This is a genomic window from Microvirga ossetica, assembly GCF_002741015.1.
In the GTDB taxonomy this organism is placed as follows: Bacteria; Pseudomonadota; Alphaproteobacteria; order Rhizobiales; family Beijerinckiaceae; genus Microvirga; species Microvirga ossetica.
The window spans coordinates 2,680,749-2,707,137 of sequence record NZ_CP016616.1; the positions used below are offsets into that span (position 1 = coordinate 2,680,749).

General features: G+C 64.8%; 24 protein-coding genes. 21 read left to right on the forward strand and 3 right to left on the reverse strand.

All coding sequences use genetic code 11. The features are described 5' to 3' along the window. Window positions 1-58 precede the first annotated feature (58 nt). The 3 genes from BB934_RS12645 to BB934_RS12655 all read left to right on the forward strand — a co-directional run bounded on the left by BB934_RS12645 (window position 59) and on the right by BB934_RS12655 (window position 2,003). Window positions 59-499 (forward strand): Fur family transcriptional regulator, encoded by a 441-nt coding sequence (locus BB934_RS12645; RefSeq protein ID WP_099509945.1) that lies wholly within the window; start codon window positions 59-61, stop codon window positions 497-499. Then, window positions 496-1,266 carry a lyso-ornithine lipid O-acyltransferase gene (gene olsA / locus BB934_RS12650; RefSeq protein WP_173909450.1) on the forward strand — a complete coding sequence of 257 codons (771 nt, stop codon included), beginning with the start codon at window positions 496-498 and terminating at the stop codon, window positions 1,264-1,266. The genes BB934_RS12645 and olsA overlap by 4 nt, the downstream gene beginning before the upstream one ends. A gap of 74 nt (window positions 1,267-1,340) precedes the next feature. Continuing rightward, complete coding sequence (locus tag BB934_RS12655) at window positions 1,341-2,003, forward strand: hypothetical protein (protein ID WP_099509946.1); 663 nt, start codon at window positions 1,341-1,343, stop codon at window positions 2,001-2,003. A gap of 19 nt (window positions 2,004-2,022) precedes the next feature. Here BB934_RS12655 and gcvA read toward each other — a convergent pair whose 3' ends face one another. Beyond that, complete coding sequence (gene gcvA / locus BB934_RS12660; protein WP_099512808.1) at window positions 2,023-2,949, reverse strand: transcriptional regulator GcvA; 927 nt, start codon at window positions 2,947-2,949, stop codon at window positions 2,023-2,025. 124 nt (window positions 2,950-3,073) lie between these two features. Here gcvA and BB934_RS12665 point away from each other — a divergent pair, with 124 nt between their 5' ends. From BB934_RS12665 to pnp, 18 genes are all read left to right on the forward strand, one after another. Continuing rightward, window positions 3,074-3,313 (forward strand): DUF1127 domain-containing protein, encoded by a 240-nt coding sequence (locus BB934_RS12665; protein WP_157934155.1) that lies wholly within the window; start codon window positions 3,074-3,076, stop codon window positions 3,311-3,313. Between the two features lie 19 nt (window positions 3,314-3,332). After that, window positions 3,333-4,016 (forward strand): glutathione S-transferase family protein, encoded by a 684-nt coding sequence (locus BB934_RS12670; RefSeq protein ID WP_099509948.1) that lies wholly within the window; start codon window positions 3,333-3,335, stop codon window positions 4,014-4,016. 228 nt (window positions 4,017-4,244) lie between these two features. Continuing rightward, window positions 4,245-5,603: a tRNA (N6-isopentenyl adenosine(37)-C2)-methylthiotransferase MiaB gene (miaB, locus tag BB934_RS12675; RefSeq protein WP_099509949.1), complete on the forward strand. Its 1,359-nt coding sequence runs from the start codon at window positions 4,245-4,247 to the stop codon at window positions 5,601-5,603. A 69-nt stretch (window positions 5,604-5,672) separates the two neighbouring features. Continuing rightward, the gene (locus BB934_RS12680; protein ID WP_099509950.1) at window positions 5,673-6,770 is read left to right on the forward strand and encodes a PhoH family protein; all 1,098 of its coding nucleotides are present in this window, start codon (window positions 5,673-5,675) and stop codon (window positions 6,768-6,770) included. A 14-nt stretch (window positions 6,771-6,784) separates the two neighbouring features. Beyond that, on the forward strand, window positions 6,785-7,243 hold the full coding sequence (gene ybeY / locus BB934_RS12685) for an rRNA maturation RNase YbeY (RefSeq protein WP_099512810.1): 459 nt from the start codon (window positions 6,785-6,787) through the stop codon (window positions 7,241-7,243). Window positions 7,244-7,262: 19 nt separating this feature from the next. Then, window positions 7,263-8,294, forward strand: coding sequence for a hemolysin family protein (locus tag BB934_RS12690; RefSeq protein WP_099509951.1), 1,032 nt, complete (start codon window positions 7,263-7,265; stop codon window positions 8,292-8,294). Then, a complete protein-coding gene (gene lnt / locus BB934_RS12695; protein WP_099509952.1) occupies window positions 8,291-9,895 on the forward strand; it encodes an apolipoprotein N-acyltransferase in 1,605 nt (534 codons plus the stop codon). Before BB934_RS12690 ends, lnt begins: the two co-directional genes overlap by 4 nt. Before the next feature lie 50 nt (window positions 9,896-9,945). Beyond that, window positions 9,946-10,359 carry a helix-turn-helix domain-containing protein gene (locus tag BB934_RS12700; protein ID WP_099509953.1) on the forward strand — a complete coding sequence of 138 codons (414 nt, stop codon included), beginning with the start codon at window positions 9,946-9,948 and terminating at the stop codon, window positions 10,357-10,359. A 104-nt stretch (window positions 10,360-10,463) separates the two neighbouring features. Beyond that, window positions 10,464-11,642, forward strand: coding sequence for a methionine adenosyltransferase (gene metK / locus BB934_RS12705; protein ID WP_099509954.1), 1,179 nt, complete (start codon window positions 10,464-10,466; stop codon window positions 11,640-11,642). Between the two features lie 155 nt (window positions 11,643-11,797). After that, window positions 11,798-12,481, forward strand: coding sequence for a tRNA (guanine(46)-N(7))-methyltransferase TrmB (trmB, locus tag BB934_RS12710; RefSeq protein WP_099509955.1), 684 nt, complete (start codon window positions 11,798-11,800; stop codon window positions 12,479-12,481). 278 nt (window positions 12,482-12,759) lie between these two features. Further along, window positions 12,760-13,374, forward strand: coding sequence for a ribosome maturation factor RimP (gene rimP / locus BB934_RS12715; protein ID WP_099509956.1), 615 nt, complete (start codon window positions 12,760-12,762; stop codon window positions 13,372-13,374). 117 nt (window positions 13,375-13,491) lie between these two features. Next, window positions 13,492-15,111, forward strand: a complete 1,620-nt coding sequence (gene nusA, locus BB934_RS12720; RefSeq protein WP_099509957.1) for a transcription termination factor NusA — start codon at window positions 13,492-13,494, stop codon at window positions 15,109-15,111. A gap of 144 nt (window positions 15,112-15,255) precedes the next feature. Next, window positions 15,256-15,927: an RNA-binding protein gene (locus BB934_RS12725; protein WP_099512812.1), complete on the forward strand. Its 672-nt coding sequence runs from the start codon at window positions 15,256-15,258 to the stop codon at window positions 15,925-15,927. Further along, complete coding sequence (gene infB / locus BB934_RS12730) at window positions 15,924-18,788, forward strand: translation initiation factor IF-2 (protein ID WP_099509958.1); 2,865 nt, start codon at window positions 15,924-15,926, stop codon at window positions 18,786-18,788. Before BB934_RS12725 ends, infB begins: the two co-directional genes overlap by 4 nt. Before the next feature lie 108 nt (window positions 18,789-18,896). After that, the gene (gene rbfA / locus BB934_RS12735; protein ID WP_099509959.1) at window positions 18,897-19,334 is read left to right on the forward strand and encodes a 30S ribosome-binding factor RbfA; all 438 of its coding nucleotides are present in this window, start codon (window positions 18,897-18,899) and stop codon (window positions 19,332-19,334) included. Further along, window positions 19,331-20,251: a tRNA pseudouridine(55) synthase TruB gene (gene truB, locus BB934_RS12740; RefSeq protein WP_099509960.1), complete on the forward strand. Its 921-nt coding sequence runs from the start codon at window positions 19,331-19,333 to the stop codon at window positions 20,249-20,251. The genes rbfA and truB overlap by 4 nt, the downstream gene beginning before the upstream one ends. Before the next feature lie 462 nt (window positions 20,252-20,713). Continuing rightward, on the forward strand, window positions 20,714-20,983 hold the full coding sequence (rpsO, locus tag BB934_RS12750; RefSeq protein WP_099509962.1) for a 30S ribosomal protein S15: 270 nt from the start codon (window positions 20,714-20,716) through the stop codon (window positions 20,981-20,983). 311 nt (window positions 20,984-21,294) lie between these two features. Further along, entirely contained in the window at window positions 21,295-23,469 is a 2,175-nt protein-coding gene (gene pnp / locus BB934_RS12755) for a polyribonucleotide nucleotidyltransferase (RefSeq protein WP_099509963.1), read from the forward strand. A 228-nt stretch (window positions 23,470-23,697) separates the two neighbouring features. Here pnp and BB934_RS12760 read toward each other — a convergent pair whose 3' ends face one another. Then, window positions 23,698-24,546 carry an AraC family transcriptional regulator gene (locus BB934_RS12760; protein ID WP_099512814.1) on the reverse strand — a complete coding sequence of 283 codons (849 nt, stop codon included), beginning with the start codon at window positions 24,544-24,546 and terminating at the stop codon, window positions 23,698-23,700. Between the two features lie 73 nt (window positions 24,547-24,619). Further along, window positions 24,620-26,302, reverse strand: a complete 1,683-nt coding sequence (locus BB934_RS12765; protein ID WP_162299159.1) for an adenylate/guanylate cyclase domain-containing protein — start codon at window positions 26,300-26,302, stop codon at window positions 24,620-24,622. Between the last annotated feature and the right edge of the window lie 87 nt (window positions 26,303-26,389).

Genomic DNA, 26,389 nt, shown 5'->3' on the forward strand with positions numbered 1-26,389 from the left:
CGGGCCCCGTCCCCTATAAGCCTCCGTGAGGAGTGGGTTAGCCGTGGCCACACGCAACATGACATCCGCCAAACAGCGCCGGTCGGACGCCATCGAGCGCGCCTGCCGCAAAAAGGGCCTGCGCATGACCGGCCAGCGTCGCATCATTGCGCAGGTGCTCGATGCCGCCGAGGACCATCCGGACGTGGTGGAGCTGCACCGGCGCGCGGCGGAGGTGGACGACCGCATCTCGCTCTCCACCGTCTATCGCACGGTGAAGCTGTTCGAGACCGAAGGCATCCTCGAGCGGCTCGATTTCCGCGACGGGCGCTCGCGCTACGAACAGGCGGCACGCGAGCACCACGACCATCTCATCAATCTCGAGACCGGCGCGGTGATCGAGTTCCGCTCCGAGGAAATCGAGGCGCTGCAGAACCAGATCGCCAAGCGGCTCGGCTACAAGGTCGTCTACCACCGGCTCGAGCTCTATGCGGTGCCCCTGGACAAGGACGAAGCGTGACGTCCATCGGCGTCGCCTTCCGGCTGCTGCTGCTCGGCCTGTGCAGCCTCGTGCTCGTGCCGCTGCAGATGCTGGCGCTGCGCTTTCATTGGTCGTCGATGCTGCATGCGCTGCCGGTGTGGTTTCACAGGATCATCCTCACGCTCTTCAACGTGCGGGTGATCGAGCGCGGCACGCCGCCTTCGGACGCGCCAACCATCGTCGTGTCGAATCACGTCTCCTGGCTCGACATCCCTGTGATCGGCTCGCTGCATCCGCTCTCCTTCATCGCGAAATCGGAGGTGGAGGGCTGGCCGGTGATCGGCCTGTTCGCGCGGCTGCAGCGCTCCGTGTTCATCGACCGCCAGCGCCGCAAGGCAACAGTGGAAGTGAACGACGCCCTCGCTCACCGGCTGGTGAAGGGCGAGGCGCTCGTGCTCTTCGCGGAGGGCACCACGAGCGACGGCAACCGGCTCCTGCCCTTTCGCTCCTCCCTCGTGGGCGCGGCCCAGACCGCGCTCATGCACGACAGCGTCGAGCGGGTGTTTCTCCAGCCGCTCGCGATCGCCTATACAAGCCGCAACGGATTGCCCGTCACCCGGCGCGAGCGCCCCTTCATCGCCTGGTACGGCGACATGGATTTAGGTCCCCACCTGAAGCTGTTCATTCGCGGCATCCCCCTCGACGTGGTCGTGACCTGGGGCGAGCCGATCCCCTTCAACGGCAGCCGCAAGCAGGCGACGGCCTTCGCAGAAGCCGAAGTGCGGCGGGCGCTGAAGGCGGCTTAAGCCAGCGTTTCGACGATCACCTTGATTCATCAAACCCCTATGTAACAATATCAGAAAAGCTGTGGGGTTCGATCATGTGGCGCCTTGGAATCATTGGAGTCTTTATGCTTGGGCTTCCTGCTCTCGCCCAAAGCACTTCTCCGTTGATGGAGGTCTCTTGCGAGCGCGAAGCTGAATGTCTTGCTCGACTTAACGGCCTTGCCAAGCGAGAGGGCGAACTCCTGTTTCTGAGGCTCGAAAACGGAAAGTCCGAGATTTATTTGGATGATCGCCAAGCCTGTAAAGACGATAACGCTTCCGATTGCGTGAAGTATAAGCTGCGCGCCTACCGCCCGGACCAAAAACTATTTGTTGTCGGCTACTCCCTCTATGAGGGCAGTGGTGCGAACGTTGTCAGCGCAAAATCGGGACGTACCGTTTTTCTAACGAACCTTCCCGTTTTTTCACCAAACGGGAGGTTCTTTGCCGCTGCCGACAGCGATCCGCATTATGAGCGAAAATACGAGATCGCCGTTTGGTCCTTTGTTTCGGGCAAGGCAAAGCAGGAGTTCACTTACAGTACCCCAAAGACTGCCCGCGAAGAGTCCTGGGAAGTGTTAGGTTGGGATGGCAACGACCGGATCAAGCTTAAGGTAGGCATCCCAGACGACGCCTATGAAATGCAGGAATCCGAGACAAAGCTCGTTCGAACCAAGCAGGGCTGGAAATTGAATTGGCCTTTACCGAATTCGAAGTAAGTCTCTGTCGGCGGCTGGCTCACACCCGCGCCTCCACATGCGCCCTCGCCTCCGCCAGAAGCCAGGCCCGGAAGGCGTGAAGCGCCGGCCGATCGGCCGTCGCCTCCGGGCAGACCACGTAATACTGGTAGGAGCCCTTCACCTGCTGCGGGAAGGGCTGGATCAGGCGGCCGGCCTGCAGGTAGTCGCCGATCAGCACGTTGGTGGCGAGCGCCACGCCCTGGCCGGAGGCTGCTGCCTGCAGGCAGAGATAGGTGTGGGTGAAGCGCGGCCCGCGGGAGGTGTCGATGCCCGTCACGCCGACAGCCGCAAGCCAGCGGTCCCAGGTGGTGTAGTCCAGGATGCTTTCGACCGCCTCGTGCAGCAGCGTGTGATGGCGCAGGTCCGCCGGCTCATTCAGAGGTCGCTTCGGATCGCCCATCAGGGACGCGCTGCAGACGGCGAAAAAATATTCCTCCATCAGCAGGTCCGAACGCAGGCCCGGATAGTTTCCCCGCCCGAAGCGGATCGCCACGTCCACGTCCTCGCGGGCGAAATCCGTCAGCCGCGTATCGACCGAGACCCGCACCTCCAGATCCGGATGCTGCGCTTTGAGCGATCCGAGCCGCGGGATGAGCCAGCCGGCGGCGAAGCTCGGCATGGAGCTCACCGTGATCACGTTGGAGCGGTCCGAGCGCAGGGCCTGCGCCGTCGCATCGTCGAGCCGGTCGAGAATGTCGGAAAGCGAGGCGGCGTAATGCTCGCCCAGCGGCGTCAGCACGACGCCGCGGCTCTGCTGGCGCAGGAAGAGCGGCCGCCCGAGCCAGGCTTCGAGAGACTTTACCTGTTGGCCGACGGCGCTCGCCGTCACGGCGATCTCGTCGCCGGCCTTCTCGAAATTCAGATGGCGCGCTGCGGCCTCGAAGGCGCGCAAGGCATTGAGCGGCGGCAGGCGACGACGGGACATGATGGCTCCGAACGGCATAGTGCCCAAGTTTTCCTTGGGCGAAGCTGAAGAACTTCTCGTTTGCTTATAACCTATCACAGGAGCACATTTCTCTTCAATGAAACGCCATCGAAGGAGAGCTGTCATGGCGATCGGATATGCCTCAGCAAATCTTGGGCTCCACACGGCCCGTCGCGAGCGCCGTAATGCCGTGCTCGAATTGCTTCTGCGGTTCGAAACCTGGCTCGACCGGCGCAAGACCTCGAAGGAGCTGTACGGGATGGACGACCGGGCGCTCGCCGATATCGGCTTGTCGCGGGCCGATGTGGAGAGCTTGAATGCCGCGTCCTGGCAGGATCACCTGCCCTCCACGTTCAGCCGGTGATCTTTCGAAAGGCGCCCTGATGAAGCTCTATTCCGGACCGTTAAGCCTTTTCTCGCGCAAGGTCGAAATCGCGCTTCACGAGAAGGGGCTCGCGTTTGAGCACATTCTGGTGCCGTTCACCCAGACGAAGGGCTACGATCCCCGGAACCCGGACGTCTTGGCCATCAATCCCAAGGGGCAGGTCCCTGTCCTCGTCGACGGGGACCTGCCCCTCTACGATTCGACATTGATCCTCGAATATCTCGAGGACGCCTATCCTGAGCCGGCGCTCTACCCGAAGGCGCCGGCGGAGCGCGCCCGCTGTCGTCTCCTCGACCTCTTCGCCGACGAGGTCATGCTGGCCCCGTTACGATTCCTGATGCATCGCACCGAGCCCAGGCCCGACGACATGGAGCGCTGGCAGGCGAAGGAGCTGAAGGCAAGGGAAGCCGAGCCGGTGCTGGCCGGCCAATTCGCCGAGCTCGACCGCCAACTGCAGAGCAGGGACTATCTCTGCGGCGCCTTCTCAGCCGCCGACATCGCGGTGTTCATGCCCGTCTTCTGGACTCGCCGCCTCGGCGGTCCGTTGCTGCGGGGGCACGATGCCCTGGCCGCCTGGTACGCGCGGCTCGGCAAGCGGCCGGCTTTCGCGAAGGTGATTGCCGAGATCCTTGCTGCCGACACGGAATTGTCGGCTCCCGTCGAGGGAGCGTTTCGGGAGTGATTCCAACAAAGGCCGTCATCCCGGACGGCGAAGCCGATCCGGGATCGTTATCAGGATAAGGCGCCATTCTCGTCTTGCGATCCCGGGTTCTGCTGCGCAGCCCCAGGATGACGTCAGATTCTTCAAATTCCTTGAGCCAAACGGCCGCTATTCTCTTGCTCGCATAAAAGGCTTAAAAGGGCGCTCCATCTCCGACCGCCCGATTGCAAGCAGAGACAGGCCGACCTCGTGAAAAAAGTTTTCGTCAAATCCTATGGCTGCCAGATGAACGTCTACGATGCCGAGCGCATGGCGGACATGCTGGCGTCCGAAGGCTACAGCGAAACCAAGGCGATGGAGGAGGCGGACCTCGTCATCCTCAACACCTGCCATATCCGCGAGAAGGCCGCCGAGAAGGTCTATTCCGAGCTCGGCCGCGTGCGCGAGCTGAAGCAGGAACGCCAGGCCCATGGCCGGGAGACGAAGGTCGTCGTCGCCGGCTGCGTCGCGCAGGCCGAGGGCAAGGAGATCCTGCGCCGGGCGCCCGCCGTCGACGTGGTGGTCGGGCCGCAGAACTATCACAACCTGCCGGCGCTCCTGAAGAAGTCGCGCACCGATCGCGTCGTCGACACGGAATTCCCCATCGAGGACAAGTTCGATCACCTGCCGGCACCAACCAAGGCGAAGACCCAGAGCCGCGGCGTGTCGGCCTTCCTCACCATCCAGGAAGGCTGCGACAAGTTCTGCACCTTCTGCGTCGTGCCCTATACCCGCGGCGCGGAGGTCTCGCGCCCGGTCGCAAAAATCCTCGACGAGGCCCTGCGCCTCGCCGATGCGGGCGTGCGCGAGCTGACGCTGATCGGGCAGAACGTGAACGCCTATCACGGTGAGGGGCCGGACGGCTCGGTCTGGTCACTTGGCCGCCTGCTTCATCGCCTGGCGGACGTGCCCGGCATCGTCCGCCTGCGCTACACCACGAGCCACCCGCGCGACATGGACGACGAGCTGATCGCAGCCCACCGCGATCTGCCCGCGGTGATGCCCTACCTGCACCTGCCGGTGCAATCCGGCTCCGACCGCATTCTCGACGTGATGAATCGCAAGCACACGGGCGACGAGTATCGCCGCCTGATCGAGCGCATCCGGCATGTTCAGCCCAATCTGGCGCTGTCCTCCGATTTCATCGTCGGCTTCCCCGGCGAGACCGATGCGGAATTCGAGGAGACCATGCGGCTCGTGGCCGATGTGGGCTTTTCCAGCTCCTTCTCGTTCAAGTACAGCCCCCGCCCAGGCACGCCGGCGGCGGAGATCGAGGCCCAGGTGTCGGAGGCCGTGAAGGCCGAGCGTCTGGCGCGGCTGCAGAACCTGCTGGAAATGCAGCGGCAGGCTTTCAACCACGGAACCGTCGGGCAGAGTCTCGACGTTCTCTTGGAGAAGCCGGGTCGTCATCCGGGCCAGATGGCTGGCAAGTCGCCCTATCTGCAGCCAGTGCAGTTTCAGAGCGACCGTCATGCCGTCGGCGAGATCGTGACGGTGCGGATTACGCAGGCTGGCTCGAACAGCCTGTTCGGGGAATGGGTCGGGCCGGGCAGCCAAGCTGCGGCCTAGCCTGTTGTCTGGAAAGACCCCATATTCGTTGGCCGCACGCCTTGCGGCCAACATTCAGAGGAGAGGCATTTGAGCCCAGCGGACAACGCGACCGCACGTGCACAAAAGGGACGGAACGCCAACAGCTTGCATCCTGGCGTCGTCGAAGAGGCCGAGATCATCCTCACCTTCGACGACAACCGCCTCGCCAGCCTCGTCTTTGGACAATACGACCAGAATCTCGCTCATCTGGAGCGGCGCCTGAACGTAGCTGCCATCGCCAACGGCAACCGGGTCACCGTGAAGGGCACGCCGGAAGCCTCCGAGATGGCGCGCCGCGTGCTCGAGGGGCTCTACGAACGCGCCCGCCAGGGCGGAGCGCTCGGCCCCGGCGATGTGGACGGGGCGATTGAGGAGAGCACGCTGCAGGGAAGCCTCTTTCCCGCCGCCGAGGAGCCGCCGGTTCCGGGCCTGACCGCCTTCGACCAGATCTCCACGCGCCGGCGCGGACCGGTGCGCGCCCGCAACGCGGCGCAAAACACCTATATCAAGGCGATCAAGCAGAACGAGCTCGTCTTCGCGGAAGGCCCCGCCGGCACCGGCAAGACCTGGCTCGCGGTCGGCTATGCGGTGTCGCTCCTGGAACAGGGCCAGGTCGACCGCCTGATCATTTCCCGTCCCGCGGTGGAGGCCGGTGAGCGCCTCGGCTTCCTGCCCGGCGACATGCGCGAGAAGGTCGATCCCTATCTTCGCCCGATCTACGATGCGCTCTACGATTTCATGGAGGCGCGGCACGTGGACCGGGGCCTGCAGACGGGCATGATCGAGATCGCGCCGCTCGCTTTCATGCGCGGGCGCACGCTGACGAACGCCCTGGTTCTGCTCGACGAGGCGCAGAACACCACCTCGATGCAGATGAAGATGTTTCTGACCCGCCTCGGCGAAGGCTCGCGGATGATCATCACCGGCGACCCGTCGCAGATTGACCTGCCGCCGGGCCAGAAATCGGGATTGGTCGAAGCCATGCGCATCCTGCAAGGAGTCGAGGGCATCGCCCGCGTCACCTTCAAGGAGCAGGACGTGGTGCGCCACGACCTCGTGCGCCGCATCGTGACCGCCTACGACAAGGCGGCGCGCGAGGCGCCGCCGGAACCGCCGCGGCAGGATTATCGGGACCGCAGGCCGTGATCGAACTCGACATCATGATCGAGGCGGGCGACTGGGACCGCCTCGCGGAGGCGGAAACCCTGGCGCAGAAGGCGGCCGAGGCCGCGATTGCCGTGACCTATGAGGCCAAGGGCGAATACGAAGCGAGCGTCATGCTGACCGACGACGCCCATATCCAGGCGCTGAACCGCACCTGGAGAGCCAAGGACAAGCCCACCAACGTGCTGTCATTTCCGGCTCCCGAGCAGCCGGGCGCGGCAGGCTCTCGCTATCTCGGCGATATTGCTTTAGCTTACGAAACCCTGGTGCGCGAATCCGAGGAGGAATCCAAGGAGCTCGCGCATCATTTTGCCCATTTGATCGTCCATGGAGTCCTGCATCTCCTCGGCTACGACCACGAAGTCGAGGCGGAGGCGGAGATCATGGAAGGTCTTGAGGTCAAGGCGCTCGCCACCCTTGGCATCGCCGATCCCTACCGCGATATGGCGGCATAAGAGCTGACAACCCACGACCATGAATGAAGATCGAAGTCGTAGCGACCGACCTGTCCGACCTCTCACCGAGACAGACGAGACACGCGACCATTGGTACGACCGGGTTCTGACCCGGCTGGGCCTGAAATCCCGCGAATCCATCCGCCACGACCTTGAGGACGCCCTCGCAGAAACCGTCGAGGACACGGATTTCTCGCCCCAGGAGCGGGCGATGCTCAAGAACGTGCTCTCCTTCCATCGCATCCGTGTGGAGGATGTGATGGTGCCCCGCGCCGACATCGTGGCGGTGGCCGCCGATACCAATCTGGGCGAGCTGTTGAGCCTTTTCCGCACGGCCGGCCATTCCCGCCTGCCGGTCTACGGTGAGACCCTCGACGACCCCAAGGGCATGGTCCATATCCGGGACTTCCTCGACTTCATCGCCATGCGCGCCGACAGCGGCACGCCGGAAGCCGGATCGGGCGACGAGACGACGCCGCCGAGCCTCGGCCAGATCGATCTGTCGATGAGCCTGTCCTCCGCCAATATCCTGCGCCCCGTCCTTTTCGTGCCGCGCTCCATGCCGGCCATCGACCTCCTGGTGCGGATGCAGGCGACGCGCACCCACATGGCCCTCGTGATCGACGAATATGGCGGCACCGACGGCCTCGTCTCCATTGAGGACCTGGTCGAGATGGTGGTGGGCGACATCGAGGATGAGCACGACGAGGATTCGACCTTGACCGTCATCCCGGCCGCGGACGGCACCTATATCGCCGATGCCCGCGCCAGCCTCGACGAGGTCAAGGAAGTGCTCGGTCTCGACCTTGCCGATGAGGAAGGTGCCGAGGATATCGATACGATCGGCGGCTTCATCGTCACGCTTGCCGGCCGCGTGCCGTCCCGCAGCGAGGTGATCGTCGGTCCCGCCGGCCTCGAATTCGAGGTTCTGGATGCCGATCCCCGCCGCGTGAAAAGGCTGCGCATCCACCGCCGCGCGGTCGCCACCGAGGTGGAGATCAGCGAAGGCCAGCCTCTCGCCCCGCGTCCTGAAAGCGCTGCCGCTGAATGATCTTCTTGGCTGACCGCGTCGCCTTTTCTTTCGGGTGGCGCCGCTGGCTGACAGCTTCCGTTGCGGGAGCCGTCGGCGCTCTGGCCATGCCGCCCTTCGGCTTCCTGCCCGCCCTCGCCCTCTCGCTGGTTCCGGCCGTCTGGCTGCTCGACGGGACGGTCAAGGATGGCCCCTCCCGTTGGGCGCCTTTCAGATCTGCAGCTTTCCTCGGATGGTTCTGGGGCTTCGGCTATTTCGTCGCCGGCCTCTGGTGGCTCGGTGCCGCCTTCCTGGTGGAAGCCGACCAGTTCGCCTGGGCGATGCCCTTCGGGGTGCTGGGGCTGCCTGCCGTTCTCGCCTTCTTTCCCGCCTTCGGCTTCGCCCTCGCCCGCCTGTTCTGGCTGCCCGATGCCTGGCGCGTCCTCGCCTTCGCCTTCGGCCTGTCGATCAGCGAGTGGCTGCGGGGGCATCTCTTCACCGGCTTTCCCTGGAACAACCCCGGCATGGCGCTCGGCCAGAACCTCTGGCTGATGCAATCCGCCTCGCTGGTCGGTCTCTACGGCCTGACTTTCTTAAGCCTCTGCATAGGGGCGGCACCGGCGGTCCTGCTCACCGGCCGGACGCGAAAAGAACGCTGGACCGCGCCGGCGCTGGCGGGCGCTCTGCTCGTCACTATCGCCGGCTTCGGCCTCTGGCGCCTCCCCCCCGAGGCCTCGCGCGACGTGCCGGATGTGCGGCTGCGCATCATGCAGCCCAACCTGCCTCAGGACGCCAAGTTCAATCCGCGCAACCGTGAGCCCATCATGCGGCATTACCTGGCCCTGAGCGCCAGGCCCGGTTGGAACGGCGGTGAGGCGGCGCCGACCCATATCGTCTGGCCGGAATCGGCCTTTCCCTTCCTGCTCCACCGCGATCCGGCCTCATTGGCCCAGATCGCCGCTCTTCTGGGACCGGGTTCGGTTCTGGTCACGGGAGCGGCGCGCATGGACGAGCCCCTTCCCGGCGAGGCCGCAGGCAAGTTCTACAATGCGATCCAGGCGATTGACGATCGCGGCACGATCCTCGGTTCCTACGACAAGGTGCATCTGGTCCCCTTCGGCGAGTATGTGCCGGGCTTCCTCGACGCCCTGATCCGCGCTCTCGGATTGCGGCAATTCGTGCATATTCCCGGCGGGTTCGAGCCGAGCGCGAAGCGCACGACCCTGGCGATCCCAGGCCTACCCCCGGCGGCTGCGACGATCTGCTACGAGGCGATTTTTCCGGGCGACATCCTGGCCGACGGACCCCGCCCGGACTTGATCCTGAACGTGACCAACGATGCCTGGTTCGGCCGGACCCCGGGGCCTTACCAGCATTTTGCCCAAGCCCGCCTTCGCGCGGTCGAGGAAGGCCTGCCTCTCGTTAGGGCAGCCAACACGGGAATCTCCGCAATCGTCGATCCGTTCGGTCGAATTATGAACGAATTGCCACTGGGAGTTGAGGGTATTGTCGACGCTTCTCTTCCAGTTGCGGAGCCCATTACTCTTTATAGGAAGGTGGGCAGGTTTTCTTTGACGGCCACGCTTGCGATCTGCTTAATGTTCTTGACTGTACGCCGCAGGCACCAATCAACCTTTCCTTAAGTAAACTCTGCCTTGCCGTTGCGTCAGTTTTGGCAAGGGGACAGGCCACAATGAAGAAGTCGACAGGCTCTATCGATAAGGAAATTGGAGGCCGGGTGCGTATGCGCCGTGTTTCTATTGGCATGAGCCAAGAAAAGCTTGGCGATATGCTCGGCCTGACCTTTCAGCAGGTCCAGAAATACGAAAAAGGCATGAACCGGATCAGCGTCGCGCGTCTCGTGGAGATCGCCAGGATCCTGGGCGTCGATATCGATTTCTTCTTCGACGGCATCAAGCCGGGCAAGGGCGAAGCCGGCTTCGCCGACAGCGGCGCACCCGGCTATGTCGCCGACATGATGTCCACGCCCGAGGGCCTGCAGCTGGTGCGGCATTTTACCGGCATCAAAAATCCCAAGGTCCGCAAGAGCATCGTGCAACTGGTCGCCTCTCTGGCTGCCCAGGAAGAGGTAGAGCGTTCGTCATAAAGAACGCGTCCGCTTGACCTTTCATCCCGCCTGCGGCAAGAGCATGGTTGAAGCCTGTGGCTGACCGCGGGCAACGATCTTTATTGCCTGAAGGAACCTCCGTCGTGCGGCGCTCCAGCTATCTTTTCACCAGTGAATCCGTTTCCGAGGGGCATCCGGACAAGGTTTGCGACCGGATCTCCGACGCCGTCGTCGATGCCTATCTGGCGGCAGAGCCCGAGGCCCGCGTGGCCTGCGAGACGCTTGCCACCACCAACCGCGTCGTCATCGCCGGTGAGGTGCGCGGTCCCGATTCCATCACCAAGGACACGGTGATCGAGCTCGCCCGCGAGGCGATCAAGGATATCGGCTACGAGCAGGAAGGCTTCCACTGGAAGACCGCCGACGTCTCGGTCTATCTCCATGCCCAGTCGGCCCATATCGCCCAGGGCGTCGATGCCGCCGGCAACAAGGACGAGGGTGCCGGCGACCAGGGCATCATGTTCGGCTATGCCTGCAACGAGACCCCGGCGCTGATGCCGGCGCCGATCTACTACGCCCACAAGATCCTCGAGAACCTCACCGCCGCCCGCAAGGCCAAGACGGGCGACGCCGCCAAGCTCGGCCCCGACGCCAAGAGCCAGGTCACCCTGCGCTACGAGAACGGCAAGCCGGTCGCGGCGACGCAGATCGTTCTCTCGACCCAGCACCTGGACGAGACCCTGTCCTCGGAGGACGTGCGCGCCATCGTCGAGCCCTATATCCGCGCGACGCTGCCGTCCGGCTGGATCTCGGCCGACACGATCTGGCACGTGAATCCCACCGGCAAGTTCGTCATCGGCGGACCCGACGGCGATTGCGGCCTCACCGGCCGCAAGATCATCGTCGACACCTATGGTGGTGCCGCTCCCCATGGCGGCGGCGCCTTCTCAGGCAAGGACCCGACCAAGGTGGACCGCTCGGCCGCCTACGCTGCCCGCTATCTCGCCAAGAACGTGGTCGCCGCGGGCCTGGCCGAGAACTGCACCCTGCAGCTCTCCTACGCCATCGGCGTCGCCAAGCCCCTGTCGATCTATGTCGACCTGCACGGCACCGGCAAGGTGGATGAGGGCAAGCTCGAGGCTATCCTGATGGACGCCATGGACCTCTCGCCGCGCGGCATCCGCACCCATCTCGGCCTTAACCGGCCGATCTATGCCCGCACCTCGGCCTATGGCCATTTCGGTCGCGCGCCGCAGGCCGATGGCGGCTTCTCCTGGGAGCGCACGGACCTCGCCGACCGTCTGAAGGCGGCCTTCCGCTAAACGATTCTCCGGCAGGCCGATCTGCGTCGGCGCCAGCGAGATTCTCAAGAAAAAAAGAGCCGGTTTCCGAAAGGGGCCGGCTCTCAATGTATGATCCGGTCTAAACGCCGGATTCCGATGAACCAGATCGTGATGTCTTCAGGAGCATGTGTCCGATGAGCGAAGCCTCCGAACGGGCCGGCGCCTTCTTCGGGCGCCGGAAAGGCAAGAAGCTTCGCGCCGGCCAGGACGAGCTGGTCCAGAGTCTTCTGCCCGCGATCCGCGCAATTCCGGGCCGCGACCTCCCGAGCCAGTTCCCGAACCAGGAGGCACGGCAAACCTGGCTCGAGATCGGATTCGGCGGCGGCGAGCATCTTGCTGCCCAGGCCCGCGCACACCCCGACGTCAACTTCCTCGGCTGCGAGCCCTTCGTGAACGGCATGGCGAAGCTTTTGGCCGCGATCGAGCACGAGCGTCTCGACAATGTCCGCGTCTGGGACGACGACGTCACCGAGCTGCTGCCGACCCTGCCGGATGCCTCCTTCGACCGGGTCTACATCCTCTATCCCGATCCCTGGCCGAAACGCCGGCAGCGCAAGCGCCGCCTCGTGTCCGACGAGATGCTCGAGACGCTTGCCCGCGTGATGAAACCTGGAGCCGAGCTGCGCTTCGCCAGCGACATCGACGATTATATCGGCTGGGTGCTCGCCCGAGCCCTGCGCTCCCCGCATTTCCGCTGGAAAGCCTCTCGCTCCGACGACTGGCGCCGGCCTTACGAGGGCTGGCCGGGCACCCGCTACGAGGCCAAGGCGATCCGCGAAGGCCGCGTGCCGAGCTACCTGACCTTCGTCCGGATCTGATCCCTAAAGCATCGGACCCGAAAGTGGATTGCGCTTTTGGGATCCATTCGATGCTTCTTTTCTTTGTGGGCGCGGAAAACCGGGTCCACTTTTCCGCGCCCAACGATGCGCCAGAGGGCCTATGGGGCCGTGCTTTTCGTAGGACCCTTGCTTTTTTTGCCTTGAATCGGTATATCTGCGCTGTCAGCTCTGGTTGCAGCGTCAAGCTGCTGGTCGAGAGTGGGCCCCCCGGGGTCCGCTCTTTTTTATTGCTTGGACCCCGGAGCGTGCGGAGAGCCATGACAAACGAACGTGACAAGCGGCTGATTACGGAGAGCGGCGTCGCCGCCCGTGTGGCGGCCATCGTCGAGCCTGTGATCGAGGACCTGGGCTTCAATCTCGTGCGGGTGCGGGTCACCGGTACGAATGGATGCACCGTACAGATCATGGCCGAAAGGCCGGACGGCACCATGTCGGTGACCGATTGCGAAACGGTGAGCCGGGCGATCTCGCCGGTCCTCGACCTCGAGGATCCCATCGCCACCGCCTACCACCTGGAAATCTCCTCGCCGGGGATCGACCGGCCGCTCGTGCGCGCCAGCGACTTCGAGCGCTGGACCGGCTACGATGCGAAGATCGAGATGGCCGTGCCGGTGGAGGGCCGCAAGCGCTACCGGGGTTTCCTCCGGGGTGTCGAGGACGGGATGCTCGTGATCGAGCTGCCGGACGTGAAGGAGGGCCTCGAGCCCATCGCCCGCGTGCCGCTGACGGATCTCGGCGAGGCGCATCTCGTTCTTACCGATGACCTGATCCGTGAATCGCTGCGCCGGGGAACCGCGCCGACCACGGACGACCTTGACGAAGATACGGATGTGGTGGAGGCGCCCGAGCCGCGCGGCCCGTCCAACGCATGATCCGGTGAAGTGGATACCGGTTCACCGGTAAGATCATGCGGAAACCAAAGGAATAAGGGTGGGATGCGGTCAAACGCATCCCGCACCGAGACGAAACCGAATTAAGGAGCGACCTCGATGGCTATCAGTGCCAACAGGCTTGAACTCTTGCAGATCGCCGATGCGGTCGCACGCGAGAAGGTGATCGACAAGCAGATCGTGCTCGACGCCATGGCGGATGCCATCGCCAAGGCCGCCCGGTCCCGCTACGGTGCCGAGACCGACATCCATGCGGAAATCAATTCCAAGACCGGTGAGCTGCGCCTGGCGCGGCACCTCCTCGTGGTCGAGGACGGCGCGGTGGAGAACGATTCCCGCGAGATCACCCTGGCCGAGGCCCGCACCCGCCACAACCCGGCGGCCCAGGTGGGCGACGTGATCGCCGATACCCTGCCGCCCTTCGATTTCGGCCGCATCGCGGCGCAGTCGGCCAAGCAGGTGATCGTGCAGAAGGTGCGCGACGCCGAGCGCGACCGCCAATACCAGGAATACAAGGACCGCATCGGCGAGATCGTCAACGGCTCGGTCAAGCGCGTCGAATACGGCAACGTGATCGTCGATCTCGGCCGCGGCGAGGCGATCATCCGCCGCGACGAGCTCATTCCGCGCGAGACCTTCCGTCCGGGCGACCGCATCCGCGCCTATCTCTTCGACGTGCGCCGCGAAGCCCGCGGCCCGCAGATCTTCCTGTCGCGCACCCATCCGCAATTCATGGCGAAGCTCTTCGCCTCGGAGGTGCCGGAGATCTACGACGGCATCGTCACGGTCCAGGCCGTCGCCCGCGACCCGGGCTCCCGCGCCAAGATCGCCGTGATCTCGCGCGATTCGTCCATCGACCCGGTCGGCGCCTGCGTCGGCATGCGCGGCTCGCGCGTCCAGGCGGTGGTCGGCGAGCTCCAGGGCGAGAAGATCGACATCATCCCCTGGTCGCAGGATCAGGCGACCTTCATCGTCAACGCGCTGCAGCCCGCGGAAGTGGTCAAGGTGGTGCTCGACGAGGAGGCCGACCGCATCGAGGTGGTGGTGCCCGACGACCAGCTCTCGCTCGCCATCGGCCGCCGCGGCCAGAACGTGCGTCTGGCCTCGCAGCTCACCGGCTGGGACATCGACATCCTCACCGAGGCCGAAGAATCCGAGCGCCGCCAGAAGGAATTCGCCGAGCGCACCGAGCTGTTCATGAACGCGCTCGACGTGGACGAGGTCGTGGGCCAGCTCCTCGCCTCCGAAGGCTTCCGCTCGGTCGAGGAAATCGCCTATGTGGATTCCGGTGAAGTGGCCTCCATCGAGGGCTTCGATGAGGACACCGCCGCCGAGATCCAGAGCCGCGCTCAGGAATACCTCGCCCGGATCGAGGCCGAGAACGAGGGCCGCCGCAAGGAACTCGGCGTCGACGACGACCTGAAGGAGATCGATGGCGTCACGACGGCCATGCTGGTGGCCTTCGGCGAGAACGACGTGAAGACGGTCGAGGACCTGGCCGGCTGCGCCACCGACGATCTCGTCGGCTGGACAGAGGGCCGCGGCCCGGAGGCGACCCGCTACAAGGGCGCCCTCGACGGCTTCGACATCTCCCGTGCCGATGCCGAGAACATGATTATGGCCGCCCGCGTCAAGGCGGGCTGGATCGAGCAGCCGGAAGAAATCGTTGAGACTGAGGGATCGGCCGAAGAGGCCGAGACCGAAGCTCAGCCGTCCTAAACCGGCTATGGTTAGCGCATCGTGCGGAAAAGTGGTCCCGGTTTTCCGCGCCGGGCGATGCGCAGGCAAAGAGAATGAGCTTCGGATTGATCCCAAAAGTGGGGTCCACTTTTGGGTCCGAAGCTCGAAGCGAGGTCAGCACCCGTGCCGCGGCATGAACCGGAGCGCACTTGCATCGTCACCCGCGAGGCTCAGAGCCCCGCGGGACTGATCCGCTTCGTCCTCGGGCCCGACAATCAGGTCGTGCCCGATCTCCGGCACAAGCTGCCGGGCCGAGGCGTCTGGGTCACGGCCCGTTTCGACAAGGTGGAGGAGGCGGCCAAACGTCGCCTCTTCTCCCGCGCCTTCAAGACCGAGGCCAGGGCTTCCGAAACCCTCGCCGCGGACATCGAATCCCTCCTCCGGGAGGATCTGCGCCAGGGCCTTTCGCTCGCCAACAAGGCCGGATCGGTGACCACCGGCTTCCATAAGGTCGAGTCGGCCATCACGGATAAGCCCATCGTTGCCCTTATTCATGCCGCAGAAGCGGCCGAAGATGGGCGAAGAAAATTGGCGAACCAGTTGCGAAAACGCCTCGGCGAGGCAATATCTAGCTTTCCGGTCATCCAAGAATTGTCGATTGACGAATTGGATTTGGCATTAGGCCGGTCACATGTGATACATGCTGCCCTCGTCGCGGGCGCTGGGAGCGACGGCTTTCTGAACCGCTGGCATCGTTACCGCTCTTTTCGCGGCACCGACGCCGATCAAACTGGCCTCGGAAACGGGACCGGCGAACCCACGATTTTGAAACCCGCAGGAACTGAGGCGGAATGACTGATACGAAAAACCAGGGCGACAAGACTCTCCACGTGTCGTCCAAGACGCTTTCTCTGAAGCGACCCGTCGAACAGGGCGTGGTGCGCCAAAGCTTCTCCCATGGCCGGTCGAAGTCGGTCGTGGTGGAGACGGTCAAGCGTCGCCCTGCTGTCGGTCCCGGTAACGGGGCCAAGGACGAGAGACCCGCGCCGCAGCAGGCTGCGGCTCCCGCCGCTGCGCCCAAGACGGCGGCGGCGAGCCCGAAGCCGGCGGCTCCGGCTCAGGGCGGACGTCCGCAGCGCAACAACGCTCCGAATACGCCTCGCTCCGGCGGCATGGTGTTGCAGACGCTCTCCGAACAGGAGCGCGATGCGCGCATGAATGCGCTCGTCGATGCGCGCCGCCGCGATGAGGAAGATCGCAAGCGGCAGGTCGAAGAGGATGCCCGCCGCGCCGAGCGCGAGGCCGCCGAGGCCAAGGACCGTGAAGCTGCCGAGGCCCGCAAGCGCGAGGAAGACGAGCGCCGCCGCCAGGACGATGAGCGCAAGCGCCGCGCCGAGGACGAGGCCCGCCGCCGCCTGGGCGAAGAGGCCCCGCGCCAGTCTTCCGCACCGGCTCCGGCCGGTCGTGGACCCGGCTCCGACCGGCCCCGTTCCGATGGTCCCCGTCCTGCCGGCCGTTTCGACGGCCCGCGTACGGGACCTCGCTCGGACGGTCCGCGTACGGGCGGCTATGGCGGTCAACGCAGTGGTGGTGGCACCATGGGCGGCCGTCCGCCGAGCCTGAACCATATGGCGCGCCCTGCCGCGCCGGTCGCGCCCGATCCGGAAACGGCAAAGCCCAATGTCCGCACGGTTGCTCCCGTCGCAGCCCGCGCCGTCGTGGCGGACGAGGAGGAGGGTGCACGCACCATCCGTCGTCCCGGCGTCGCGGCCAAGCCCGCGGCCCTGCCGAAGACGCCCAAGACCGCTCCCGGCGAGGAAAAGCGCCGCGGCCGTCTGACCCTGGCCAACGCGACCTCGGGCGAGGACGAGCGCACCCGCTCGCTCGCCTCCTTCCGCCGCCGCAATCAGCGTCTCATGGGCCACCGCCAGGTGGAACAGAAGGAAAAGATCGCCCGAGAGGTGACGATTCCTGAGACGATCACCATCCAGGAGCTCGCCAACCGCATGTCGGAGCGCGCCGTGGACGTGATCAAGTTCCTGATGAAGCAGGGCGAGATGCACAAGATCACCGACGTGATCGATGCCGATACCGCGCAGCTCGTCGCGGAGGAGCTCGGCCACACGGTGAAGCGCGTCGCGGAATCGGACGTCGAGGAAGGCCTCTTCGATACGCCGGACGTTGACGAGAACCTCGTCACCCGTCCGCCGGTCGTGACCATCATGGGTCACGTCGACCACGGCAAGACCTCGCTGCTCGACGCGATCCGCAAGACCAACGTGGTCTCGGGCGAAGCCGGCGGCATCACGCAGCATATCGGCGCCTATCAGGTGACCTCGCCGCTCGGCGGCAAGATCACCTTCATCGATACGCCCGGCCACGCGGCCTTCACGGCCATGCGCGCCCGCGGCGCCAAGGTGACGGATATCGTGGTGCTGGTGGTGGCGGCCGATGACGGCGTCATGCCGCAGACCGTTGAGGCAATCAACCACGCGCAGGCGGCCGGCGTGCCGCTGATCGTGGCGATCAACAAGATTGACAAGCCCGATGCCAACCCGCAGCGGGTTCGCACCGAGCTCTTGCAGCACTCCATCGTCGTCGAGTCGATGGGTGGCGAAACCCTGGAATTCGAGGTCTCCGCCAAGACGGGCGACGGTCTCGAGACCCTTCTCGAAGGTCTCCAGCTGCAGGCAGAGATCCTCGAGCTCAAGGCCAATGCCGAGCGCTCGGCGGAAGGCACCGTCATCGAGGCGAAGCTCGATCGCGGCCGTGGTCCCGTGGCCACCGTGCTCGTGCAGCGCGGCACGCTCCGCACCGGCGACATCGTCGTGGCCGGCGCCGAATGGGGCCGCGTGCGCGCCCTGATCAACGATCTCGGCGCCAACGTGAAGGAGGCCGGTCCCTCGGTTCCGGTCGAGGTCCTGGGCTTCAACGGCACGCCCGAGGCCGGCGACCGCGTGGCGGTGGTCGAGTCGGAAGCCCGTGCCCGCGAGGTCACCGAGTACCGCACCCGCCAGAAGCGCGAGCGTCAGGCGGCCCGCATGGGCTCGTCCGGACGGACGCTCGCCGACATGATGCGCGACCTCAAGGCCGGAGCCGGCCGCAAGGAGTTCCCGCTCGTGGTCCGGGCCGACGTGCAGGGCTCGGCGGAAGCCATCATCGGTTCGCTGGAGAAGGTGGGCAACGATGAAGTTGCAGCCCGGATCGTCCAGGCCGGCGTCGGCGGCATCTCGGAATCCGATGTCACCCTGGCGGAAGCCTCGGGCGCCATCATCCTCGCCTTCAACGTGCGTGCCCACAAGGAAGCACGTGAGGCGGCCGAGCGCGCCGGCATCGAGATCCGCTACTACAACATCATCTACGATCTCGTGGATGACGTGAAGGCGGCCATGTCCGGCCTGCTCGCTCCGACGCTGCGCGAAGAGCGGCTCGGCGAGGCGCAGATCCTCGAGGTGTTCAACGTGTCCAAGGTCGGCAAGATCGCCGGCTGCCGCGTCCTCGACGGCGTGGTCCAGCGCGGCGCCCATGTCCGCCTGATCCGCGACAACGTGGTGATCCACGAAGGCAGGCTCTCGCAGCTCAAGCGCTTCAAGGACGACGCCCGCGAGGTTACGTCGGGCCAGGAATGCGGCATGTCCTTCGAGAACTACCAGGACATGCGCGTTGGCGACCTCATCGAGTGCTACCGCGTGGAAGAAGTGAAGCGGACGCTGTAAAAAAGCCTCCGTTTTCGTCCCACAATCGCCTATCGATCGTCATGGCCGGGTCGCTCCCGGCCATGATCCCTTTTGATCGATCCGGTCCAATCCCGGAGATTTAAGACAATGGCCAAACGTTTCGAACAAACCGCCGGACCCACCCAGCGCCAGCAGCGCGTGGCCGAGCTTATCCGTCATGCGCTCGCCGAGGTCCTCTCGCGGGGAGACCTGCAGGACGAGGTGCTGACGAAAAACGTCATCACCATCCCCGAGGTACGCATGTCGCCGGACCTGAAGCTGGCGACAGCCTATGTCATGCCGCTCGGCGGCCGGGACGAGGCGGCCGTGATCAAGGCGCTGGACAAGAACAAGAAGATCCTGCGCCAGGAGGTCGCCCGTCGGGTGAGCCTGAAATTCGCTCCGGACCTGCGCTTCCTTCGGGACGAGAGCTTCGACGAGGCCGCGCGGATCGACGCGCTGCTCCGCACGGAACGGGTGGCCCGCGATACAGGCAGACCCGGCCCCGCCGTGCCCGAGGACGACAAGGACGAGCAGGATTCATGATCGAAGATCGCCCCGTGCGGCGCCCCCAGGGGGACAGGCCCAAGAAGCGCGACGTCAACGGATGGATCATCCTCGACAAGGGCGTCGGCATGACCTCGACCCATGCGGTCGCCGTCGTCAAGCGCGGCCTCTCCGCCAAGAAGGCGGGACATGCCGGCACCCTCGACCCCCTCGCCTCCGGCATCCTGCCGATCGCGCTGGGGGAGGCGACCAAGACGGTTCCCTTCGTCATGGACGGGCGCAAATCCTACGTCTTCACCGTGGCCTGGGGTGAGGAAACCACCACGGACGACACCGAGGGAGAGGTGGTCGAGCGGACGGACAAGCTGCCGGACCCGGCCGAGATCGAGGCCCATCTTCCCCGCTTCACCGGGCAGGTGCAGCAGGTGCCGCCACGCTTTTCCGCGATCAAGATCGCCGGCGAGCGCGCCTATGACCTCGCCCGCGATGGCGAGGTGGTGGAACTGCAGGCGCGCACGGTCGAGATCGACCGCCTGTCCCTGATCCACCACGCAGGCAACCGCTCGGTGATCGAGGCCGATTGCGGCAAGGGCACCTATGTGCGCGCCATTGCCCGCGATCTCGGCCGCGCACTCGGCTGCCTCGGGCATATCGCGGCGCTCCGGCGCACCCGCGTCGGACCGTTCACTGAGCACGAGGCGGTCACCGTGGATGACATCGCCACCGATCCGGCAGCGCTACGCCCGGTGGAGACGGCCTTGAGCGAGATCCCGTCGATCGCGGTCAGCCGCGACATGGCCGGGCGACTGATGCGCGGCCAGTCGATCATCCTGCGCGGACGCGAGGCGCCGCTCTCCGGCAAGGTCTACGCCACCTGCAACGGGATCCTCGTCGCCGTCGGCGACGTGGAGCGCGGCGAGCTCGTGCCTCACCGGGTGTTCAATCTGGGCGTTTGAAGCACGTCATCCTGGACGAAGCGCAGCGGAGATCAGGGATCAAGTACAGAATAGAGCACTGGGACCCTCCCCACCCCTCTCAGGCCTGCCTGAGAAAACACCCGACTTGCGGCGCGGGAGAGTTGGAGCGGGGTGTGAGCGCGAACCTATCAAGCTCCGGCGCCAGCCCCCCTCCCTGGCCCTCCCCCACAAGGAGGGAGGGGAATAGCGCCTCATCCTGCAAATGGTCGATCCTACTCCAAACCGGCCCATCCCATTGCTCCGCTTGGGAAAAACGATTTCTCTGGCGCTCGGACGCTTTTCGTGTATGGTGCGCCATCTTTTCGACGGCTCATGCTTCGAAAGACGCGTCCGAGTTCGGACCGCGCTGGACGACATCCCGGCCCGGCCCTTCCGGAGGCCCCTGACCTGAAGCCCTGAAGGCGAAGGTCTCCTGACAAAACCAACCTGAAAGGATTGACGATGTCGATTACGGCTGAGCGCAAGAACGCGCTTGTGAAGGAATTCGCCCAGAAGGCTGGCGATACCGGCTCCCCCGAGGTGCAGGTCGCCATTCTCACCGAGCGTATCAACAACCTGACCGGCCACTTCAAGAGCCACACGAAGGACAACCATTCCCGTCGTGGCCTCCTGAAGATGGTGTCGTCGCGCCGTTCGCTTCTCGACTATCTGAAGAAGAAGGACGAGAGCCGCTACCGCACGCTGATCGAGAAGCTCGGCATCCGCCGCTAAGCTTTTTGAAACAACTTCCGTCCGGAGCCCGGCTCCGGACGGCCCTCCGGGCACGATCCGAAAAAGTGGAATCCGATTTTTCGATCAGATCATGCCCAACCGAAAATAGAGCGGATGCGAAGGCATGGCCTGAGGCCGCTCGACACCGTGAGGATCTCAATCCCGGTGGTCTCTAAGGAGGCGGTTGACGCGATGACCATGGCAGGATCGCAAGGGACTTGTGAGAGCGGCCTGTGCCGTTTTCGGAGTTCCTTGCCGTCTTGCTCATGGCATCGAGCCCCCCGCTCCTGCTGTCATGAAAGACGTCAAACATGTTCGACATTCAACGCGAAGAACTGATCTGGGCCGGGCGCAAACTCGTGCTCGAGACGGGCAAGATGGCCCGCCAGGCCGACGGCGCCGTCGTCGCCACCTACGGTGAAACCACCGTTCTCGCCACCGTCGTCTCGGCCAAGGAGCCGAAGCCCGGCTTCGACTTCTTCCCGCTCACGGTGAACTACCAGGAGCGCACCTATGCCGCCGGCCGCATCCCGGGCGGCTATTTCAAGCGCGAAGGCCGTCCGACCGAGAAGGAGACCCTGGTCTCCCGCCTCATCGACCGCCCGATCCGCCCCCTCTTCGTCGAGGGTTATAAGAACGACACCCAGGTCGTCGTGACCGTGCTCTCGCACGATCTCGAGAACGATCCCGACATCGTCGGCATGGTTGCCGCCTCGGCGGCCCTGACGCTGTCCGGCGTGCCCTTCATGGGCCCGGTCGGCGCTGCCCGCGTCGGCTATATCGGCGGCCAGTACAAGCTGAACCCGCCGCTGCAGGAGATGGACCAGACCTCCCTGGACCTCGTGGTCGCCGGCACCGCCGACGCCGTGCTCATGGTCGAATCCGAGGCGAAGGAACTGGCCGAGGACGTGATGCTCGGCGCCGTGATGTTCGGCCACAAGCATTTCCAGCCGGTGATCGAGGCCATCATCCGCCTCGCCGAGAAGGCCGCCAAGGAGCCCCGCGACTACCAGCCTGCGGACGTGTCCGAGGTGGAAAAGGCCGTTCTCGAGATCGCCGAGAAGGATCTGCGCGAAGCCTACAAGCTCACCAAGAAGCAGGATCGCTACACCGCCGTCGATGCCGTGAAGGCACGCGTGATGGAGGCTCTCTGCCCGGCCGAGGGCGAGGCCCGCTTCGAGCCTGAGAAGGTCAAGGCCGTCTTCAAGGAAGCCCAGGCCAAGGTCGTGCGCTGGAACATCCTCGATACCGGCTCCCGCATCGATGGCCGCGATCTCAAGACCGTCCGTCAGATCCAGTCGGAAGTCGGCATCCTGCCGCGCACCCACGGCTCGGCCGTGTTCACCCGCGGCGAGACCCAGGCGCTGGTCGTGACCACGCTCGGCACCGGCGAGGACGAGCAGTTCATCGACCAGCTCGAAGGCACCCGCAAGGAAACCTTCCTGCTGCACTACAACTTCCCGCCCTATTCCGTCGGCGAGACGGGCCGCATGGGCTCGCCCGGCCGCCGCGAAATCGGCCACGGCAAGCTTGCCTGGCGCGCCATCCACCCGATGCTGCCGGCGGCCCACGACTTCCCCTACACGATCCGCGTCGTGTCGGAGATCACCGAGTCGAACGGCTCCTCCTCCATGGCCTCCGTCTGCGGTGCCTCGCTGGCGCTGATGGATGCGGGCGTGCCGCTGCGCCGTCCGGTGGCGGGCATCGCCATGGGCCTCATCCTCGAGGGTGAGCGCTTCGCGGTCCTGTCCGACATTCTCGGCGACGAGGATCACCTCGGCGACATGGACTTCAAGGTGGCCGGCACGGAGCAGGGCATCACCTCGCTCCAGATGGACATCAAGATCGCCGGCATCACGGAAGAGATCATGCGCGTGGCGCTCGAGCAGGCTCAGGCCGGGCGCACGCACATCCTTGCCGAGATGAACAAGGCGCTCACCGCGCCGCGCGCCGAGCTCGGCGAGCATGCCCCGCGCATCGAGACCATGCAGATCCCGGTCGACAAGATCCGCGAAGTCATCGGTTCGGGCGGCAAGGTCATCCGCGAAATCGTGGAGAAGACCGGCGCCAAGATCGACATCAACGACGACGGCCTCATCAAGATCGCCTCCGCCGACGGCAAGTCGATCAAGGCGGCCTATAACTGGATCCGCTCCATCGTTGCCGAGCCCGAGGTCAACGTGATCTACGAGGGCACGGTGGTGAAGGTGATGGAGTTCGGCGCCTTCGTGAACTTCTTCGGTTCCCGCGACGGCCTCGTCCACATCTCCGAGCTCGCCAAGAACCGCGTCGGCAAGGTCACGGACGTGGTGAAAGAGGGCGACAAGGTGAAGGTGAAGTTCCTCGGCATGGACGAGCGCGGCAAGGTCCGTCTCTCCATGAAGGTGGTCAACCAGGAGACCGGCGAGGACATCACCGAGCAGCTCAAGGCCGAACGCGACGCCGAGCGCGCCCAGCGCGATCAGCAGAAGGCTGCTGGGGAGTAATTGTATCAAGCCTGAATAAGAACAAAGAAGGCGCGGCTTCGGCCGCGCTTTTTTATTGTCTCAAAGACTTGCACGAACCTAAGCCCTCATCCTGAGGGGATTGCGCGAGCAATCCGTCTCGAAGGATCAGGGCGCCTCCAGTGCACTCTGGATCCTCCTTCGAGACGCCGCTGACGCGGCTCCTCAGGATGAGGCCGAGAGGTGTGAACCAGCCTCGCACGGAAAGCCTCACTTCAACGGAAGATAGATATCCGTCCGCAACTCGGTCGGCGGCGTATCGCGCGGGCTGTTGAGATATTCCTCGAAGATCGGGGCGTCTGCAGCCTCGCGTCCCGATGAGGGAAGCCATTGGCCGAAGAGCCAGTCGTAGGCCGCGCGCATGTCGCCGTAGGGGCCTTTGTACTTGAGCACCGCATGATCGCCGCCTTGGAGCTGCGCTATGAAAAGCGGCGCATCGACGGTCATGGATTCAGGCACAACGACGCCAGCCTGCGATCTCAATTCCTGTTCTGGAACGCTCGTCGGATCGTCAAGATAAACGCCGACCATGCGTAGGTCCGGCCGGATCAGACTGCGCTGGGCTAGCATCGTGAAGAGTAGGTCGAAGCTCTTGCCGATATTCATGTAGGGACCGCGATGCTCGACCGCGATCAGGGTCATAGCAGGAACATTCGTGGTGCCGATCTCGTACATGACGTTAGCTCCTTCAGGCATGGGGGATTTGAAAACCGAGTGACTGCCGATCTCGCGGTACTTGGCGGGCGGCAATCCGAAAGCGGCGCTGAAGGCCCGCGTAAACGAGGCCTGGCTGTCATAGCCCGCTCGTTCCGCAACCTTCGCAATCGGCCTGTCGGTATGGGCGAGATCGGCGGCCGCGCGCTGTAGTCTCAGACGCCGGACGGTGGCAGTAACCGTTTCACCGAAATGGGTGTGGTAGATCCGATGCCAGTGATAAGGCGAAAGGCACGCAATCTCGGCAAGCATATCGAGACTGAGCTCTTCATCAAGATGATCGTGGATATAGGCGGACACCCGCGTGAGGCGGCCGGCATAGCTTTCAGAGATGGCTTGTTCCATCATGCGGCACCCGCTTCGAGGTTGTTGAGGCAACCTTAAGCAGAAGGCCTTTGACAAATCCTGCTCTTTTGTATCACCGCCCCAGACTATCCGCCTGCGGGATGATCCAGCTCCCCAAAGGCGCCGCCCGCCCCCTGATCTGCACGATCTGGCGGTCGCGGTCGGAGAGGTCGAGACCGGCGCGGGTGGCGAGGTCTTCGGAGATCACGAGCTCCACGTCGAGCTCCTTGGCGAGGCCCTCCAGGCGGCTTGCGGCGTTGATGGTGTCGCCGACGGCGGTGAGGCTGGTGGCCTGGCCGTAGCCCATCTGCCCGACGATGGCGGGGCCGGCATGAAGGCTCATGGCGATTCTTAAGGGACGCTCGAATTCGCTCTCGTATTCCTCGTTGAGATGGGCGAGCGCCGCCTTGATCCGGAGCGCGGCATCGAGCGCCTGTTGTGCCGCCTGCTGCGGCGTCGTGCGCAGGCCGAAGAGGGCGAGCACCCCGTCGCCGATGAACTTGTCGATATAGCCGCCCGCGTCCTCGACGGATTCGCCTACCGCCTCGAAATAACGGTTTAGGATGAAGACCGTGTCGAAGGGCAGGCGCCGCTCGGCAAGAGTCGTGAAGCCGCGCAGGTCGCAGAACAGGACCGCGATCTCCTGCTCCTGTCCCTGGGCGCGGCCGCTGCGGACGAGCGAGGTCACGCCGTTGCGGCCCGTCGACAGGAGCGGCACGACGGACACGTCGTGGGTCGGCCGGAACTGGCAGGCGAGCCGCACATTGGGACCAGCCTTGATGCGCGCGAGCGTGCCGCGCTCCTGGGCAGTCGGCGGCGGCTGGCGATGGTGGCCTTCGAGCACCCGGACCCGGCAGGTCGAGCAGCGCCCGCGCCCGCCGCAGACGGAGATATGCGGAATGCCGGCGATGCGGCTGGCTTCCAGCACGCTGAAGCCGAGCGGCACGGTGGCGACCTGATCGTTGGGATAGAAGACCCGCACCCGCCGCGACCACAACAATCCGCTGCGGATAAAGCGGGCCGCCACCGTGGCCGCGAGCAGCCCCCCGAAGAGCGCATAAAGGACAGGTCCGGCCATCGGCAGGAAGTCGGCGGGAGCGGCAGCCGGATTCTGGCCAAACCGCTCCGGCGCTTCGGCCATGTCCCTCCCCGCCTCCGCAAAGCCGAGTAGCGCAAGAACGGGTACGAGGATGGCCCCGGTATAGAGAATCAACGCCGCGCTGGAAAACCAGGGTTTCGGGCGCAGCCAGAAATAGATGCCGAGGCAGCCGTGCAGCCAGGCGATGACCAGGGCGATGGCCTGACGGGCACCGATGTCGGGATTGAGGACCCAGAGATTGCGAACCACTTCCGGGTAGCCGGAATCATGCCCGGTCAGGGCCCATTCGATCCGGGTCCCGACCACATGGGCGATCAGGAGGAAGGGCAGGCTCACGCCTAAGGCCAGCTGCGCCGCCTCGCGCAACGGCATGCGCAGGGTCCGCCGCCGGTAGAGCGCCAGCAGCGCCAGCAGGAAATGTACCAGGATCGATCCATAGAGCAGAACCGTGCCGACCGGGTTGCGCCACAGGCGGTTGAACCAGGCGCGGCCCACCTCCATCGCCTCGACCGAGACGAGGCCGAGGGCGTGATTGCTGAAATGGGTGAGGAGAAAAGCGCCGAGCACGAGGCCTGTCACCAGACGGATCTCGCGGCTCCGGATCGCGATCTGTGAGGCTGCAGCTTCCGGTGCGGCTCCGCCTTGAACGCTTCTCATACACGCCTTTCACATCAGCCCGGCGGCGAGAGGCTTTCGGACTTGCCTGACGCCATGCAGTTGCACCAGAGTGCGGATTGTCAAATC